The organism is Limoniibacter endophyticus, assembly GCF_014652835.1.
Lineage (GTDB): Bacteria > Pseudomonadota > Alphaproteobacteria > Rhizobiales > Rhizobiaceae > Limoniibacter > Limoniibacter endophyticus.
On sequence record NZ_BMZO01000001.1, the window covers coordinates 300,578 to 315,564 of the forward strand.

Annotated in this window: 19 protein-coding genes; 7 read left to right on the plus strand and 12 right to left on the minus strand. The window is 55.7% G+C overall.

What is annotated here, in order from left to right:
- The first annotated feature begins 12 nt into the window (after positions 1-12).
- Both IE151_RS01565 and IE151_RS01570 read left to right on the plus strand, forming a co-directional pair.
- A complete protein-coding gene (locus IE151_RS01565; protein ID WP_382344717.1) occupies positions 13-1,191 on the plus strand; it encodes a GNAT family N-acetyltransferase in 1,179 nt (392 codons plus the stop codon).
- Positions 1,188-1,610 carry an HIT family protein gene (locus tag IE151_RS01570; protein ID WP_189487176.1) on the plus strand — a complete coding sequence of 141 codons (423 nt, stop codon included), beginning with the start codon at positions 1,188-1,190 and terminating at the stop codon, positions 1,608-1,610. Before IE151_RS01565 ends, IE151_RS01570 begins: the two co-directional genes overlap by 4 nt.
- 6 nt (positions 1,611-1,616) lie before the next feature.
- Here IE151_RS01570 and IE151_RS01575 read toward each other — a convergent pair whose 3' ends face one another.
- Positions 1,617-2,426 (minus strand): phosphatase PAP2 family protein, encoded by an 810-nt coding sequence (locus IE151_RS01575; protein WP_189487178.1) that lies wholly within the window; start codon positions 2,424-2,426, stop codon positions 1,617-1,619.
- A 21-nt stretch (positions 2,427-2,447) separates the two neighbouring features.
- Between IE151_RS01575 and IE151_RS01580 the strand changes: the two genes are divergently transcribed.
- Positions 2,448-2,651: a hypothetical protein gene (locus IE151_RS01580; protein WP_189487181.1), complete on the plus strand. Its 204-nt coding sequence runs from the start codon at positions 2,448-2,450 to the stop codon at positions 2,649-2,651.
- Here IE151_RS01580 and IE151_RS01585 read toward each other — a convergent pair.
- The 4 genes from IE151_RS01585 to clpS all read right to left on the minus strand — a co-directional run bounded on the left by IE151_RS01585 (position 2,641) and on the right by clpS (position 6,591).
- Positions 2,641-2,991 (minus strand): AzlD domain-containing protein, encoded by a 351-nt coding sequence (locus tag IE151_RS01585; RefSeq protein ID WP_189487183.1) that lies wholly within the window; start codon positions 2,989-2,991, stop codon positions 2,641-2,643. The genes IE151_RS01580 and IE151_RS01585 overlap by 11 nt on opposite strands.
- Positions 2,988-3,728 (minus strand): AzlC family ABC transporter permease, encoded by a 741-nt coding sequence (locus IE151_RS01590; RefSeq protein ID WP_189487185.1) that lies wholly within the window; start codon positions 3,726-3,728, stop codon positions 2,988-2,990. Before IE151_RS01590 ends, IE151_RS01585 begins: the two co-directional genes overlap by 4 nt.
- A gap of 123 nt (positions 3,729-3,851) precedes the next feature.
- Entirely contained in the window at positions 3,852-6,254 is a 2,403-nt protein-coding gene (gene clpA / locus IE151_RS01595; protein ID WP_189487186.1) for an ATP-dependent Clp protease ATP-binding subunit ClpA, read from the minus strand.
- 7 nt (positions 6,255-6,261) lie between these two features.
- Complete coding sequence (gene clpS, locus IE151_RS01600; protein WP_189487598.1) at positions 6,262-6,591, minus strand: ATP-dependent Clp protease adapter ClpS; 330 nt, start codon at positions 6,589-6,591, stop codon at positions 6,262-6,264.
- A 450-nt stretch (positions 6,592-7,041) separates the two neighbouring features.
- Between clpS and IE151_RS01605 the strand changes: the two genes are divergently transcribed.
- Positions 7,042-8,442, plus strand: a complete 1,401-nt coding sequence (locus IE151_RS01605; RefSeq protein WP_244636562.1) for an SPOR domain-containing protein — start codon at positions 7,042-7,044, stop codon at positions 8,440-8,442.
- Between the two features lie 50 nt (positions 8,443-8,492).
- On the plus strand, positions 8,493-8,738 hold the full coding sequence (locus IE151_RS01610; protein ID WP_189487188.1) for a hypothetical protein: 246 nt from the start codon (positions 8,493-8,495) through the stop codon (positions 8,736-8,738).
- A 44-nt stretch (positions 8,739-8,782) separates the two neighbouring features.
- On the opposite strand, the gene IE151_RS01615 is transcribed toward IE151_RS01610, so the two are convergent.
- Both IE151_RS01615 and IE151_RS17805 read right to left on the minus strand, forming a co-directional pair.
- Positions 8,783-9,217 carry a DUF1489 family protein gene (locus tag IE151_RS01615; RefSeq protein ID WP_189487189.1) on the minus strand — a complete coding sequence of 145 codons (435 nt, stop codon included), beginning with the start codon at positions 9,215-9,217 and terminating at the stop codon, positions 8,783-8,785.
- Between the two features lie 93 nt (positions 9,218-9,310).
- A complete protein-coding gene (locus IE151_RS17805) occupies positions 9,311-9,439 on the minus strand; it encodes a hypothetical protein (protein ID WP_280517230.1) in 129 nt (42 codons plus the stop codon).
- Between the two features lie 277 nt (positions 9,440-9,716).
- Here IE151_RS17805 and IE151_RS01620 point away from each other — a divergent pair, with 277 nt between their 5' ends.
- The gene (locus IE151_RS01620; protein WP_189487190.1) at positions 9,717-10,484 is read left to right on the plus strand and encodes a DUF599 domain-containing protein; all 768 of its coding nucleotides are present in this window, start codon (positions 9,717-9,719) and stop codon (positions 10,482-10,484) included.
- Here IE151_RS01620 and IE151_RS01625 read toward each other — a convergent pair.
- The 5 genes from IE151_RS01625 to IE151_RS01645 all read right to left on the minus strand — a co-directional run bounded on the left by IE151_RS01625 (position 10,439) and on the right by IE151_RS01645 (position 14,318).
- Positions 10,439-11,236 carry a YdcF family protein gene (locus IE151_RS01625; protein ID WP_189487191.1) on the minus strand — a complete coding sequence of 266 codons (798 nt, stop codon included), beginning with the start codon at positions 11,234-11,236 and terminating at the stop codon, positions 10,439-10,441. The genes IE151_RS01620 and IE151_RS01625 overlap by 46 nt on opposite strands.
- An 18-nt stretch (positions 11,237-11,254) precedes the next feature.
- Complete coding sequence (gatA, locus tag IE151_RS01630) at positions 11,255-12,736, minus strand: Asp-tRNA(Asn)/Glu-tRNA(Gln) amidotransferase subunit GatA (RefSeq protein WP_189487193.1); 1,482 nt, start codon at positions 12,734-12,736, stop codon at positions 11,255-11,257.
- Between the two features lie 11 nt (positions 12,737-12,747).
- Complete coding sequence (locus IE151_RS01635) at positions 12,748-13,221, minus strand: GNAT family N-acetyltransferase (RefSeq protein WP_189487195.1); 474 nt, start codon at positions 13,219-13,221, stop codon at positions 12,748-12,750.
- A 1-nt stretch (position 13,222) separates the two neighbouring features.
- Complete coding sequence (gene gatC, locus IE151_RS01640; RefSeq protein ID WP_189487197.1) at positions 13,223-13,510, minus strand: Asp-tRNA(Asn)/Glu-tRNA(Gln) amidotransferase subunit GatC; 288 nt, start codon at positions 13,508-13,510, stop codon at positions 13,223-13,225.
- 94 nt (positions 13,511-13,604) lie between these two features.
- Positions 13,605-14,318, minus strand: a complete 714-nt coding sequence (locus tag IE151_RS01645; protein WP_189487199.1) for a metal-dependent hydrolase — start codon at positions 14,316-14,318, stop codon at positions 13,605-13,607.
- Between the two features lie 120 nt (positions 14,319-14,438).
- On the opposite strand from IE151_RS01645, the gene ruvX reads away from it, so the two are divergent.
- Positions 14,439-14,918: a Holliday junction resolvase RuvX gene (gene ruvX / locus IE151_RS01650; RefSeq protein WP_189487201.1), complete on the plus strand. Its 480-nt coding sequence runs from the start codon at positions 14,439-14,441 to the stop codon at positions 14,916-14,918.
- The last annotated feature ends 69 nt before the right edge of the window (positions 14,919-14,987 follow it).

Sequence of the window (14,987 nt, forward strand, 5' to 3'; positions counted from 1 at the left end):
TCCGACCCTGCGATCACCAATGCCGTTCTCTCGCTGCGTGATTCACTTCGCGACATTGGGGAGGTTGCGTGGTCGCGGCTTACGGGCGCTGCGGGCGAGGATGCCACCTACAACCCCTTCCTCTCCTATGGCTATCTTAGCGCACTGGAGGAATCCGGCTGCGTTGGAGAAAGCTCCGGTTGGGTGCCAAAGCATTTCGTTGTCCAGGATGAGGAGACGGGAACGCTGCTGGGGGCAGCTCCCGCCTATCTCAAGTCCAACAGCCAGGGAGAATATGTGTTCGATCACGGCTGGGCAGACGCTTTTGAACGTGCCGGCGGACGATATTATCCGAAGCTTCAGGTTTCCGTTCCCTTCACGCCTGCAACCGGTCCTCGCCTGTTGGCCACGCGAGACACAGACCCTGACACGATCCGCCGGGCATTGGCAGCCGGTCTGAAATCCGTCGCCGTCCGCAATGCTCTTTCCTCCGTCCATGTCACATTCGCACAGGAACGCGACATCGACGCCCTCGCCAACGAAGACTATCTCCTGCGGACTGATCAGCAATTCCATTTCGTCAATCCGGGCTACGCATCTTACGAGGATTTTCTTGGTCAGCTGCGTTCCTCAAAACGCAAAGCCTTGAAACGCGAGCGACGCGATGCGCTGGAAAACGGTATAGAGATCGACTGGCTGACCGGCAGAGACCTGACCGAGGAGATATGGGACCAGTTCTTTGTCTTCTATATGGATACGGGCCGACGCAAATGGGGGCGCCCATACCTGAATCGCACCTTCTTCTCGCTCATTGGCGAACGCATGGCGAATGATATTCTGCTCGTGATGGCAAGGCGCAATGGGCGTTACATCGCCGGTGCGATTAATTTCATTGGTTCGGATCGTCTTTTCGGCCGTCACTGGGGTTGCGTGGAAGATCAACCGTTCCTGCATTTCGAGGTTTGCTATCATCAGGCAATTGACTTCGCGATCGAACGCAAGCTCGCTGTCGTTGAAGCAGGCGCACAGGGAGAGCACAAACTGGCGCGGGGCTACATACCGGTGACGACGCATTCGGCGCATTTCGTCGCACATCCGGGTCTACGGCGCGCTATTGCGGATTATCTTGCTCACGAGCGTCGGGACGTGGCGGACGTCGGCGCCTACCTTTCCGAACACACGCCATTTCGCAAAACAGAGGAGCACTCATGACGGCCTATCAGAACGACAACGTCTTCGCCAAAATTCTGCGCGGCGAAATTCCGGCCCACAAGCTTTATGAAGATTCTGAAACACTGGCCTTCATGGATGTCATGCCGCAAGGCAAAGGTCATTGCCTTGTCATCCCCAAGCGCGCCGCTCGCAATATTTTTGACGCCGACCAAGCCATGCTCACAGCCGTAATCGACACGACACAGAAGCTTGCCATCGCCGTCAAGAAAGCCTTCAACGCCGATGGTGTGCAGATCGTACAATTCAACGAATCGGCAAGTGGCCAGACCGTATTCCATCTACATTTTCATGTAATTCCGCGCTTCGAAGGCGTACCTCTGAAGCCTCATACAGGTACGATGGAAGACCCCGACGCGCTTTCTGAGAACGCCGCCAGGATTCGGGAAGCACTCGCTTGATCACCGTTATAGGTGCGCGCTCGTTATATCACAGGAATGAGACGAGTGATCCGCATATCGCAAAATATGGATCGAGGCGGCCAAGCACAGGCCGAACACGACTACCCCTCCGATGACATCCATCACATGATGCCCGCCATGAAAGAGAATGGCGGGTATCATGAGAAGGTTGATCAGAAGAAGAGGCAAGAAGAGCCAGCGGTGGCCATATGAGAACCAGACTGCCATGCAGGCCATCACCATGTGAAATGACGGAAAGCCGATAAGACCCAAGGCCTCGCGCGGAGAGATATAGAACGCTCCTTCCGCTATGAGGTCGGTGACCTTCAACGCGTAGCTATTGTCGACCAGCAAGGCCGCAGCCTTGGAGAGTTCTTCTGGAAGAATATAGTGCGCAGCTGCACCCACACTCGGGACGACGCTCCATATCGCGATGCTCATCAAGGACCCGAACACCCCTGTTAGCAGGAAAAGATGTAGAGAGCGCGCGTGACCGCCAATGCCCAGGGTCAGGATCATCGCGACCAGCTGTGGCAACGAAGATACGTAGATCGCCAGCAGCAAATTGCGGGCGTACGGGATACTGACAATCCAGGCAACATAGCTTGGCCAATGAAAGCCTATCCATTCATCCATTTGCGCGAACCACGCTTCATTCGCGCCCCACGGAAGTGGCAGCAACAGATAGTTGAATGTCGACGCGACGAGTGTGAACTCAACGAACAACCCCGTCGCGATAAGCATGAGGGCGATTTTGCCGTCACGTCTCGAAGTCCGGTAGGCAACGCCGATGCCAGTTATCGCCAGCCCAACCATTGCTGTGAAAGCAAAAGCTCCATGATCAACGGGAACATTTTTCAGCGTGATCAGGATAAAATCAAGAAACAAAAGAAAGCAGGTTACAAGAATTATGATGCGTTCAGCGCGGTAGGTAAAAATGCGTACAAAGTGGTATTTCAACATGGATTAAATCCGCTTCAGGATGCGGATCAATATAAAAGATTTTTACTTATAACCGGTGTAAATGGAGCTATAAAATGAGCAAGCCAGTCACCAGGACAGCTTCACCAACCAGGATACCAAAGATCATTCTCTTTCCGAGCAAGAGATAACACAAGAATCCGGCAACCGCCGCGCCAATCCGCAAGAGAAGTGGAGAGTCCGCCAGCGCTCCCGATGGGAAAACGATAAGGTTGCCGATCACGGCTGCAACCAATGCCGTCGCCACGCAACGCACCAGAACAAGAGACGGCGACTCTATATTTACTTTCGCCCCGAAATAGACGCCCAGAAAGCGCCATCCGTCCGTCGCAAGCCATCCGGCAAACAGAATATAGCTCAGTTGCCACCACCAGGCGGAGTCAAACGCGGTAAAGCTCATGCGTCTCTCTCCCGAAGAAGAAAGGCTGCGCCTCCACCAATGATGCCAGCACCGAGAAGAGAAAATTCCGGCGCGAAATAGCTGATGATCGGACCTATGACCATGCCGAAAATCAGCGCGTACCGCCCTGCCCGTTCTCGGGCCGTACCCCAGAGCGACGTAAGGAAGTAAATCGGCGTCAGGAAGAGCAGCGCTGCATTGGCGGCTGGCGGCAAGCTCCCCGCCAACGCGAAGACCACGCCGACAACCAGCATATTAGCCATGACCAATGTGGAACCAGCGCCGAAATACCAGCTGGTCCTGTAATTTTCCGGAATATGGCGCAATCGCTCCATGGCCATTACCCAGGAGGTGACAGCAATGAAGTGCGACAGGAAATAAAGCGTCACGGTCCGCGTGCGTGGCGTACGCATTTCCGGCACCAGAGCGACGACCATCGGCATCAGGCGAATTGAGGACAATGCGACAGCAAAGGCCGCGCCCAAAATCCCAGTACCCGAGGTAATTGCTCCAACCAGAACCACTTTTGCGGGCAGCGCCCAGATTATCATTGTCATGAAAACGGATTGCAAAAGCGTCAGGCCCGATTCACGCGCCAGCCCGGCAAAGCCGACGAATGAGAAGACAAGCATCAAACCGGGAATGGAGACGGCACTGCGCGCTCCGCGCCCATACCAGCGAACGGCATTTTTCAAGGTGTAAGGTTGCGGGGATTCGGGTTCGGCTAATGCAGACATTTTTATGTAATAGCGCAAACTATAAGCATAGCGAAGGGTTAGCACGCAACTCGACTGCAAGTAAGGCACGAAAAATGCGGCACACCTACGTGCGCCGCATTCGTATTTTTCATCAAGTTCAGCTTAGGCAGAAGCGTCGCTTGGCTTTGGCTTGGCGGCAGGCTTCTTCACCGTCTTTCGCCGTGGCTTCGCCTCACTCTCCTTCTCCGCCTTTGGCTTGACCGGCGCGCGATCGTCGATCAGATTAAGCTTGAGTACCTTCGCGCCGGTCGTGTCCGCTTCGACACTCACGCGGACCGTACCCCCATTCTTGAGTCGTCCGAACAGAACCTCCTCGGCCAACGGCTTCTTGATATGTTCCTGGATCACCCGTCCAAGCGGACGCGCTCCCATGAATTCGTCATATCCCTTTTCGGCCAGCCAGTTGATCGCACCCTCTGACAATTCGAAGGTCACGCCGCGTTCTGCAAGCTGTGCCTCAAGCTGCATGACAAACTTCTGAACCACCTGGTGGATGACCGGAACAGGTAGCGGGCCGAACGGAATGATCGCATCAAGACGATTGCGGAATTCTGGCGTGAACAGACGGTTGATCGCCTCCATATCATCGCCTGTGCGCCGCTGCGAGCCGAAGCCAATTGCGGCTTTCTGCGCCTCCGAGGCACCTGCGTTGGTCGTCATGATCAGAATGACATTGCGGAAGTCGATCTGCTTGCCATTATGATCAGTCAGCTTGCCATGGTCCATCACCTGCAACAGGATGTTGAACAAGTCCGGATGCGCCTTTTCGATCTCATCCAGCAGAAGCACGCAATGCGGATGCTGGTCCACACCGTCCGTCAGCATGCCCCCCTGGTCGAAGCCGACATAGCCAGGAGGCGCACCAATAAGCCGCGATACCGTGTGACGCTCCATGTATTCCGACATATCGAAGCGCAACAACTGCACCCCAAGGGAAGAGGCAAGCTGCTTGGCAACTTCCGTCTTGCCGACACCTGTCGGGCCGGAAAACAGATACGAGCCAATCGGCTTGTCGGGTTCGCGCAAGCCCGCACGCGCCAGCTTGATCGCAGACGACAGCGCGGTGATTGCCGCATCCTGACCATAGACGACGCGCTTCAGTTCGGTTTCCAGTCCCGATAGAACGACCTCGTCGTCGGCCGAGACCGTCTTTGGAGGAATGCGCGCCATCGTCGCAATGGTTTCCTCGATCTCCTTGACCGAGATCGTCTTCTTGCGCTTCGATTCCGGCAACAGCATCTGCGCAGCACCAGTTTCGTCGATCACGTCGATCGCCTTGTCCGGCAACTTGCGATCGTTGATATAGCGCGCTGAAAGTTCAACAGCCGCTTTCAGCGCATCATTTGTGTATTTCACCTGATGAAAGGACTCAAAATACGGCTTCAAGCCCTTCATGATCTCGATCGCGTCACTCACGGTCGGTTCGGACACGTCGATTTTCTGGAAACGTCGCACGAGTGCGCGATCCTTCTCGAAGAACTGGCGATACTCCTTATAAGTGGTTGAGCCAATGCAACGGATAGCACCGGACGAGAGGGCCGGCTTCAACAGATTAGACGCGTCCATTGCTCCGCCGGACGTTGCACCGGCACCGATCACTGTATGGATTTCATCGATGAACAGAACGGCGCCAGGAAAGTCTTCCAGCTCTTTCACGACCTGCTTCAGGCGCTCCTCAAAGTCGCCGCGATACCGGGTGCCTGCAAGCAACGTTCCCATGTCGAGCGAGAAGATCGTTGCATCCTGCAGAACAGCCGGAACCTTACCCTCGATAATGCGTTTCGCCAGGCCTTCTGCGATAGCTGTTTTACCCACACCCGGATCCCCCACATAAAGCGGGTTGTTTTTGGAGCGACGGCACAGAATCTGGATCGTCCGGTTGACTTCCGCCTCGCGCCCGACCAACGGATCGATCTTGCCAGACCGGGCCTTGTCATTGAGATTGACGCAGTAGGCCGTCAGCGCATCCTGCTGCTTCTTCTTTGGTGCTTCTTCATTGTCGGAATGTGCAGACGAAGCTTGTTCTTCTTCTGCACCGCGCGCCGATTTGCTCTCCGCAGCGCCAGGACGCTTGGCGATGCCGTGGGAGATGTAATTGACCGCGTCGTAACGGGTCATCTGTTGCTCTTGCAGAAAATAGGCGGCGTGACTTTCGCGCTCGGCAAAAATCGCCACAAGCACGTTGGCCCCCGAAACCTCTTCCCTGCCCGACGATTGCACATGGATGACCGCACGCTGAATAACCCGCTGAAAACCGGCAGTCGGCTTGGAATCTTCCACATAGCCTGTCACCAGATTATCCAGCTCGTTGTCCACGTAGGCGAGCAAGGTCTGGCGCAATTCATCGAGTTTTACATTGCAGGCGCGCATGACCGCCGAGGCATCGGCATCATCGACCAGCGCCAGCAGCAGGTGCTCCAGCGTAGCATATTCATGATGACGCTCGTTTGCCAGAGTCAGCGCCTTGTGCAGCGCCTGTTCTAGACCTTGCGAAAATGCCGGCATTAGAACCTCACTTTTTCTCCATCACGCATTGCAGCGGGTGCTGATGCTGACGGGCAAATTCCATGACCTGAGACACCTTTGTCTCGGCCACCTCGTAGGTATAGACACCGCACTCCCCAACACCGTGGTTATGGACGTGCAGCATGATCCGGGTCGCGGCCTCCCTGTCCTTCTGGAAAAAGCGCTCCAGAACGTGGATCACGAATTCCATGGGGGTGTAATCGTCGTTCAGAAGAAGCACTCTGTAAAGGCTTGGTTTTTTCGGCTTGGTTTTCGTTCGCGTAATAACGGAGGTATTGCGATCCGTACCGCCGTCTCCGTCGTCACCAACTTGCATCGACGGATGCTCACGTTCATGGAAATCTTTGCCGTTCATCACCCTTGCATTGTCCTTCACACTCTGCCCCGGAAAACCCTATGTAGGCATTCCGGTTCCGATTTTAAGCTCTTCATCGACGCTGGCAATATGATCTATCCGACAACGTCAACAATTCGACCTGTAACCCGCGATTATAAGTTTTATGAACCTGTGCCACGTTCTGGCCACAGCTTCGCTTTTTAAAACGTCCGCACACAAACGGCACCGATACGGCATTTCATTAATTCGTTTTTTACGAAATTTGCCGAAAAATTTTTCATACGGCGTTAGCCTAAACGGATTGGTAACGCTGTTGGTTTTAGCTGCTGCTTTGAAAGCTGCCCCAGACTACCAAAGGACGTAACAGTGCGTATAGCGTGGAATAGCGTAGGAGCCAAAGCGCGCCGATCGATCACTCCGGTTTGTGCCTTGGCAATAGCCCTTGTCGCCGTCATCATTGCATCGCCTGCAAGCGCCAACTCGAAATATGCGGCCATCATTGTCGACGCCAATACTGGCAAGACACTGCATGCCTCGAGCGCCAATGAGCTAAGATACCCGGCTTCTCTCACCAAGATGATGACGCTTTATCTGCTTTTCGAGCAGATGAAGGCTGGCCATCTCGATTTGTCGAGCCGGATCTCCTTCTCCGCCAACGCCTCTTCCGAACAGCCAACGAAGCTTGGCGTGAAGCCTGGCAATTCCATTACCGTCGAAACCGCGATCAACGCCCTCGTCATCCGCTCGGCTAACGACGTTGCGACAGCAGTTGGTGAAAAAATTGCCGGGTCTGAAACCGCTTTCGCTCAACTGATGACCCGCAAGGCGCGTCAACTCGGCATGACCAAGACCGTCTTCCGGAATGCGCACGGCCTACCGAACAGCCAGCAGGTGACCACCGCCGCCGATATGGCCAAGCTAGGCATCGCGCTGCGTGAACACTTTCCGCAGTATTATAAATTTTTCTCTGCCCGCTCCTTTACGTATGGCAAGACGACAATTTCGACGCATAATCGTCTCGTGACCAGTGTTAAGGGTGTGGACGGTATCAAGACCGGGTATACGCGCGCCTCCGGTTTCAACCTCGTTTCCTCGATGCAGGACGACCAAGGGCGCAGCGTTGTTGGCGTTGTTCTCGGCGGCACTTCCACTCGCGCCCGCGACGACCAGATGCGCGCACTTCTCGCCAAGTACATGCCGGCCGCCTCCAAACGCGACCGCGGCCCGCTTATTGCTTCCGCCACCGGCCCTGCGTTTGAAGCTCGTGTCGCCGGCATCCGACTGCCAAAGAACGACATTCCGACGCCTGACTTCCGTCCGGGTACCGAACTTGCCTCCAATGAAGGCGGCGATGCAATTGCAGCTCTTATGGCCGCGACCAACGAGCAGTCCCGGACTTCCAACGCCCCAACCGTCCAAGCCTATGCCGCTCCGCTTCCTAGCGCCCGCCCAACAGTGCAGATCGACGGCATCCAGACTGCCGCGACCGTCCGCCCCAAGGCGCCTATTGCCAACGCTCCTTCCGCACCGGTGCAGGCGGCCGCACAGCCCGCCGTCGCTGTTCCGCAACCCCAACCGGCATCGAATGGCTGGGTTGTGCAGATTGGGTCGTTGCCATCTGAAAGCGACGCGCAAGCTGTTCTGGCGACAACTTCTCAGAAAGCCGCGACCATTCTTGCGGACGCATCTGCCTTCACCTCCGTTTTTGAGAAAGACGGATCGACCTTTTATCGGGCTCGCTTTGGGGGCTTCAATTCCAAGGAAGCTGCATGGAACGCTTGCAGCGCACTGAAGAAGCGCGACATCAGCTGTTATGCGGTCCAGCAGTAGGTCGGGGACGCATGACCAGTCTGATACGCGATAGCATGAGGGGGATTAGTATGATCGGACGCCTGAATCTGTTCGGAAACAATGAAAGCGCGCGTGAAGCAGGACCGCTTACCCACGCACGCAAACAGATAGCCGGTCAGATGAAGCCCACACGTCCCTCCACGAAAGCCCTTGTCGGCATCCTTCTGACGCATGGCGCACGCGCTTTCCGCTCATCGCAGCCGAAAACACTATCGCGAGTCAAGGTTTGCAGTCCCGCGGGGAAAGCGCCCGTAAGGATCAAGCTGGAAAGCTGAGAAACGAAAAAGAAGTTGAATGCCGGGTTCGCCCGGCTTTTCCTTTACAGCAAGCCAAGTTCTGCGAGCTCCGCACGCAGGGTCGCCGGCATCTGGGCGATGCTCTCATCACCCGCTCCTAAATCCGCAGGCACATCTTCCGGCTTGAAATAGCGCCAGCCCTGGAAAGCCTTGCGCGGCACCCACTGTGTGCGAACGACTTCTGGCTCAAGCAGAATGCGACAGCGCGATATTCCCTCGCCATCAGTGAATGGCTCGATGCCTATCAGCTTTTGCCGACACTGAATATTGCCCTTAATGACCCAGTAAAGTGAACCGTCGCGCAGCTCGTCCTGCCGCGTGGGCACCATCCGCGTAACATGCCAATGGATTTCCCGTTCTCCGACAAGGCGCTTTTCCGTCAGGCGGTGCGCGATCCAGGCTTCAAGATCCTCGACGGAGTCGCAACCGACGCAGAGTTTTACAATATTCAGAGACATGAGTTGAAAATGCGCTTCCTGCTAAAAAGCATCAAGCGCCGTCTACCTTTTTCAACAGGCAGACGACGCTTGAAAAAACTCCATGAACCAAACTTAGCGGGCCGCGGCAACCACAGTCGCGCTATCGCCGCTACCCAACCAGATAAGCAGAATAATCGCTGCGAAACCCAAGGCCGCCTTCACTGCGACGCCCCAACAGGATTTCTCTACCGTATCTTCCATGATTTTCCTATGTACCTCGGATCACATGATCCGGGAGCCATTTTGCTCCTGTTGCAACCGGATTTGCGCGGACGCACATCCCGTTAGCTGCCGGTGTCTACAGTTATTCAAACGGTTTGGCAATTCACGTTTTAGGCTAATTCGCGGCACATTTCGACATGCCTGCCATGCGGTTAATAGGCTAGATTTAATAAAATCAGTAGTTTGCGACTCCGTTTTTTTTTAGTACTTCGTCAACACATGGGGCAATTTCTGGACGATTAGCGGACAAGGCAGCATGCGCGACCTGGTACATTTCACATGGATCGACTATCTCGCCATCCTCTATTTTGTCGGCATATGGATGTTGTTTAGCATCGCGGCCAACGGCGGCGTGGTCAGGCGAAAGTCCCTGTCCGCCTACATGAACCAGCAAAGACGGCTGTGGATGCAGACCCTCGCGCATCGTGACTTGCGCATGATCGACACCTCCATCATGGCCAGTCTTCAACAAGGAACCGCCTTTTTCGCGTCGAGCGCTCTCATCGCCATTGGCGGCTGCTTTGCCCTGCTGGGTGCACCGGACCGGGTCATGGCCGTGCTTTCCGATTTGCCGGTTACGTCGCAAGCACTACGGGTAACGTTCGAGATCAAGGTTATCGGCCTGATTTTGGTCCTCGCCTTCGCCTTTTTCAAGTTCACCTGGTCTTACCGTCTGTTCAATTACTGCGCGATTCTGATCGGTGCGGTTCCCGTCATGTCTGTCCGCCATTCCGATCCGGAGAAGATGGATCGTGCCGTCGAGCGCGCAGCACAGGTCAATATCATCGCGGGAAAACATTTTAACGAGGGCCTGCGCGCAATCTTCTTCTCGATCGGCTATCTCGGCTGGTTCGTGAACGGCTGGATATTTTTCCTGACCTCCACGGTCCTGACGCTCGTCCTCATCAAGCGCCAGTTTTTCTCGTCAGCCCGTTTGGCCGTCATGGACGAGCTTGATGAAGCGAAGGCACCTCCAGCTCAAGGAGCAGGGAGCAGGTCGGACGTGCGTCCTGAAAATCTGTAGACGACAAGCCCAATCCATTCGCGAATGCCGAGATTGAGCTTGGCGATGTTGTCATTCGTATTATCTCGAAAGAAGCCCACGCCTTCCGCTCCGCTCGTACGATAATCGACCGGCCACGCGATCACGTCGAAGCCGACCTGCCTAAACAGTGCGACCGACCGGGGCATATGGAATGCCGACGTAATCAAGAGCCATTTCTGACCGGGCTGCGGCCTCGCGACAGCCTTTGAGAAAACAGCGTTTTCATGCGTGTTTCGCGACTTGTTTTCCGGCACGAGACGCTCACGATCAACACCAAGCAGAGTTAGAAGCCGCAGCGCGGTATCCGCGTCGCCCTCTCCTTCGAGGACGAGTTCCCCGTTTCCACCGGAAATAATGATTGGCACATCGGGAAACTGCCGCGCCAGGATGGCCGTCTCGACGAAACGGTCGCCAGCACTGTTGAGATCGTGCGTTCCACGCGTCAGATTGATCGCGCCCTCCATACCACCACCGAGAACGATGATTCCGGCGATCCGACCAATCGATGCAGCCTCGGGACGAGGAAAATGATCTTCCAGAGGTATCAGAAGCATGCTGCCCAGCGAACTCCAGGCTGCAAGGATCAGTATCAGGATTCCTCCCGCTGCGAAGCTCGTCGAGATTTTTACGAAACGCGTGAACCTCAGCGCGAAGCCAAGAGCCAAAAACAGGATGGTAAGATTAATGGGATGGAGAAAGAAGCCAACGATTTTCGAAACGATGAAAAACATCGGCTTCCTTTCAAACGATTACCACCAACGCTGTGGCTTGAACGTGCCAGCAGCATGCTCGATCGCATGTGCCGCCTTGAACAGCGTCTCTTCCTCGAAAGGGCGCCCGATCAGCTGCAAACCGAGCGGTAACCCCTCTGCGCTCAGTCCGGCGGGAACCGAAATACCCGGTAGGCCGGCCATATTGAGCGTTACGCTGAAGACGTCATTAAGATACATCTTCACCGGATCGGCCTTGAGGGCTTTGTCGCCGATCTTGAAGGCAGCGGAAGGTGTAATCGGCGCCAGGATTGCGTCGACGCCAGCGTCGAAGCACTGTTCGAAGTCGCGACGGATCAGTGTGCGAACTTTTTGGGCCTTCAGATAATAAGCGTCGTAATAGCCCGCCGAAAGTACATAGGTGCCGATGAGGATACGGCGCTTCACCTCTGTGCCGAAACCAGCCGCACGGGTGTTTTCATACATCTCGGCAATGTCCTTGCCCGGCACGCGCAAACCGTAGCGAACGCCATCGTAGCGAGCGAGATTTGATGACGCTTCGGCCGGGGCGACGATATAATATGCAGGCAACGCATATTTCGTGTGCGGAAGCGAGATATCCACGATCTCCGCACCAGCGTCCTTCAACCAGGCGATGCCCTTCTGCCACAGAGCCTCTATCTCTTCCGGCATGTCATCAACGCGATATTCACGCGGAATGCCGATCTTCATGCCCTTGACTGATTGTCCGAGGGCAGCCTCATAATCAGGCACGGCGACATCGGCGCTGGTCGTGTCCTTTTCATCGTAGGACGCCATCGATCTGAGCATGATCGCGGCGTCGCGTACGTCACGCGTGATCGGGCCTGCCTGATCGAGTGATGATGCGTAGGCAGCCACGCCCCAGCGCGAGCAGCGCCCATAGGTAGGCTTGATGCCGACGGTGCCGGTAAAGGCAGCCGGTTGGCGAATCGAACCTCCCGTGTCGGTTGCGGTGGCCCCGGCGCAAATCTGTGCGGCAACCGCCGCCGCCGAACCACCAGACGAGCCGCCCGGCACGCGATCATCTGCCTCACCGGTCGCGCGCCACGGGTTTTTCACGGCGCCATAATAGGACGTCTCGTTGGAAGAACCCATCGCGAACTCATCCATATTGAGCTTGCCGAGCATGACGGCGCCATCGGCCCATAGATTTGCCGTCACGGTCGATTCATAGGTCGGCTTGAAGCCGTCAAGCACATGCGAACACGCCTGCATATGCACGCCCTTAGTTGCGAAGAGATCCTTCACGCCCAGCGGAATGCCTTCCAGAGCGCCCGCTTCGCCCTTTCCAAGACGGGCATCGGAAGCCCTCGCCATATCCCGGGCCTGATCGTGAGTCACGGCAACATACGCGTTGACTGTCGGATTCGCGGCATCGATGGCTGCAAGATAGGCGTCCGTCAGCTCGACCGCGGAAAATTCCTTTGCACGCAGCTTCTCGCGAGCTTCGGCGATTGTCAGATTGGTCAGTTCGGTCATCGTTTTTCCAGTCAGGCTGCGGCTTGGTTCGTCAGTCGCTTTTCGTAGAAGACGGACCACTCAGAGTCCGGATAGTCAAGAACGGCACCGCATCGCGTAAACCCGGCACGTTCGTAAACGCGCCATGCTGCGGAATGCTGATTGCCGGTTTCAAGAACGAGATGGCTCAACCGCTTGTCGCGGGCCAATGATTCGATGCGATCAATGATCCGCCCGCCAATGGCCCGCCCCCGATAATCCGGACGAGTATACATGCGTTTGACCTCGCCAATGCCGCGGTCGTGAACGCGAAGCGCTCCACAGGCCACGGCCTTGCCTTCGTCGCGTGCGATCAACACGGTCGTTTTTGCATCAGCCATCTGTTCGACGGTCATGTGGAAGCAGAACTCCGGCGGCGAAAGCTTGAGAAGTACGGCATTCAGCTCGGAAACGAGCGCGCGCACGTCATCCTGCAAAGGCGATTCGATATTGATCGCAATCGCCATCTCACTCCACCACTTTAGGAACCAGGAAGAACCCGGCGTCGGAGGCCGGCGCGTTGGCGACGATGTCGCTTTGGCGATCACCATCCGTGACTGCATCCTGACGCTTTTTCATGACCATCGGAAGAACCGACGTCATAGGCTCTACATCAGTAACATCGACTTCATCGAGCTGCTCGACGAAGCCTAAAATGCCATTGAGATCGGCAGTCATTTTTTCTGCCTCCTCATCGCTGATGGCGATGCGGGCAAGATGCGAGACGCGTTTAACGGTGTTGATATCGACAGACATTGCTTCTCCGGAGGTACCGGTCCTTGATTCGTCTTGGGCTATAGCTGCGATGGCGCGTATGCGCAATCGCCGGAACCCGAGGCATTGTGTTCAATCACAGTTCGAAGGCATCCCCGATCGTGGGAACAAGCACTCTCGTCTGCTTTTTCCCCTCCTGCATGCTGGATACGAACTTGTCGGCATTCTGGTCGATGATCGGGAATGTCCCATAGTGACAAGGAATAACCGTCTCGAAGTCGAAGAACCGCTGACAGGCAAGTGCTGCGACGGCGCCGCCCATGGTAAAGCGGTCGCCAATGGGCACCAGACCGATCTGCGGCTGATGCAGTTCGTTGATCAGCGCCATGTCACCGAAAATGTCAGTATCGCCCATGTGATAGACGGTCTTGTCTTCCGCAAAATGCAATACGAGACCAGCCGGATTGCCTAGATATACGTTTGTGCCGTCGTCGTTCGGAAAGGACGACGAATGCAGGGCATTGACGAAGGTCGTCGTGAATCCACCGCAATCGACGGTGCCACCGTGATTACCCGGATTGATGCGATCCTTGTCCGCCCCTTTTCCGACGAGGAAATTGCATAGTTCGAAATTGGCAACCAGTGTGGCTTTGGTATTATGCAGAATATCGAGGCTGTCACCGACGTGGTCCATATGGCCGTGGGTCAACAGAACATGTGTTGCGCCTTGCGCTGCCTGTCTCCAGCCGCCATTCCAGGTGGAATTTCCAGAAAGAAAGGGGTCGATCAGGATGACATTTTCGCCCGCTTCGATGCGAAAGGCGGAATGGCCGAACCAGGTCAGTTTCATGTTGCGCTCCATTTAACGGCACCCCGCGTCATTTATATCGCGCCAAGGTCGCCGTAACCCGTTAAAGATGCTCGAGCTGGAACATAAGCACCACGCTTCAAGAGTCAAAGGTAAGATACAGTGCCCGTCGTCACCATCGAAGAACTCGCGCAAACCCTCGAAGCCGGTAAAACTCTCGTGGGTCTCGATCTCGGTGAAAAAACACTGGGCCTGTCCGTCTCCGATGCTATGCTTGCCTTGGCCCATCCTCGTCCACTCATCCGCCGCGTCAAATTCACCAAGGATGCCGAGCAACTTATTGCGCTCATCGACAAGGAAAATATCGGCGGTATCGTCATGGGCCTTCCGGTAAATATGGACGGAACGAGCGGACCACGTGTGCAGGCCAGCAAGGCATTCATCCGTAATTTCGCAAAGCTGCGCGACCTGCCTGTCCTTTTCTGGGACGAGCGACTTTCTACCGTCGCCGCGGAACGCGCGCTTCTGGAGATGGATGTCTCCCGTGCCAAGCGTTCACAGCGCATCGACTCCGCTGCTGCAACCTTCATTCTGCAAGGCGTTCTGGATCGTTTGGCTGCTATCATGGCAGACCAGGAGTAACAGCCGTTTCGGTTCCAGTTTGTCGGTTCCCAAGTATTTCCCACCATTTTCAAGTGCAGACCCGAACTG

Coding starts and splice junctions, on each gene's coding strand:
- IE151_RS01570 (WP_189487176.1), top strand. CDS start 1,188: ATGACGGCCTATCAGAACGACAACGTCTTCGCCAAAATTCTGCGCGGC.
- IE151_RS01575 (WP_189487178.1), bottom strand. CDS start 2,426: ATGGTTGGGCTGGCGATAACTGGCATCGGCGTTGCCTACCGGACTTCG.
- IE151_RS01580 (WP_189487181.1), top strand. CDS start 2,448: ATGATCAACGGGAACATTTTTCAGCGTGATCAGGATAAAATCAAGAAA.
- IE151_RS01585 (WP_189487183.1), bottom strand. CDS start 2,991: ATGAGCTTTACCGCGTTTGACTCCGCCTGGTGGTGGCAACTGAGCTAT.
- IE151_RS01590 (WP_189487185.1), bottom strand. CDS start 3,728: ATGTCTGCATTAGCCGAACCCGAATCCCCGCAACCTTACACCTTGAAA.
- clpA (WP_189487186.1), bottom strand. CDS start 6,254: ATGCCGGCATTTTCGCAAGGTCTAGAACAGGCGCTGCACAAGGCGCTG.
- clpS (WP_189487598.1), bottom strand. CDS start 6,591: ATGCAAGTTGGTGACGACGGAGACGGCGGTACGGATCGCAATACCTCC.
- IE151_RS01610 (WP_189487188.1), top strand. CDS start 8,493: ATGATCGGACGCCTGAATCTGTTCGGAAACAATGAAAGCGCGCGTGAA.
- IE151_RS01615 (WP_189487189.1), bottom strand. CDS start 9,217: ATGTCTCTGAATATTGTAAAACTCTGCGTCGGTTGCGACTCCGTCGAG.
- IE151_RS17805 (WP_280517230.1), bottom strand. CDS start 9,439: ATGGAAGATACGGTAGAGAAATCCTGTTGGGGCGTCGCAGTGAAGGCG.
- IE151_RS01620 (WP_189487190.1), top strand. CDS start 9,717: ATGCGCGACCTGGTACATTTCACATGGATCGACTATCTCGCCATCCTC.
- IE151_RS01625 (WP_189487191.1), bottom strand. CDS start 11,236: ATGTTTTTCATCGTTTCGAAAATCGTTGGCTTCTTTCTCCATCCCATT.
- gatA (WP_189487193.1), bottom strand. CDS start 12,736: ATGACCGAACTGACCAATCTGACAATCGCCGAAGCTCGCGAGAAGCTG.
- IE151_RS01635 (WP_189487195.1), bottom strand. CDS start 13,221: ATGGCGATTGCGATCAATATCGAATCGCCTTTGCAGGATGACGTGCGC.
- gatC (WP_189487197.1), bottom strand. CDS start 13,510: ATGTCTGTCGATATCAACACCGTTAAACGCGTCTCGCATCTTGCCCGC.
- IE151_RS01645 (WP_189487199.1), bottom strand. CDS start 14,318: ATGAAACTGACCTGGTTCGGCCATTCCGCCTTTCGCATCGAAGCGGGC.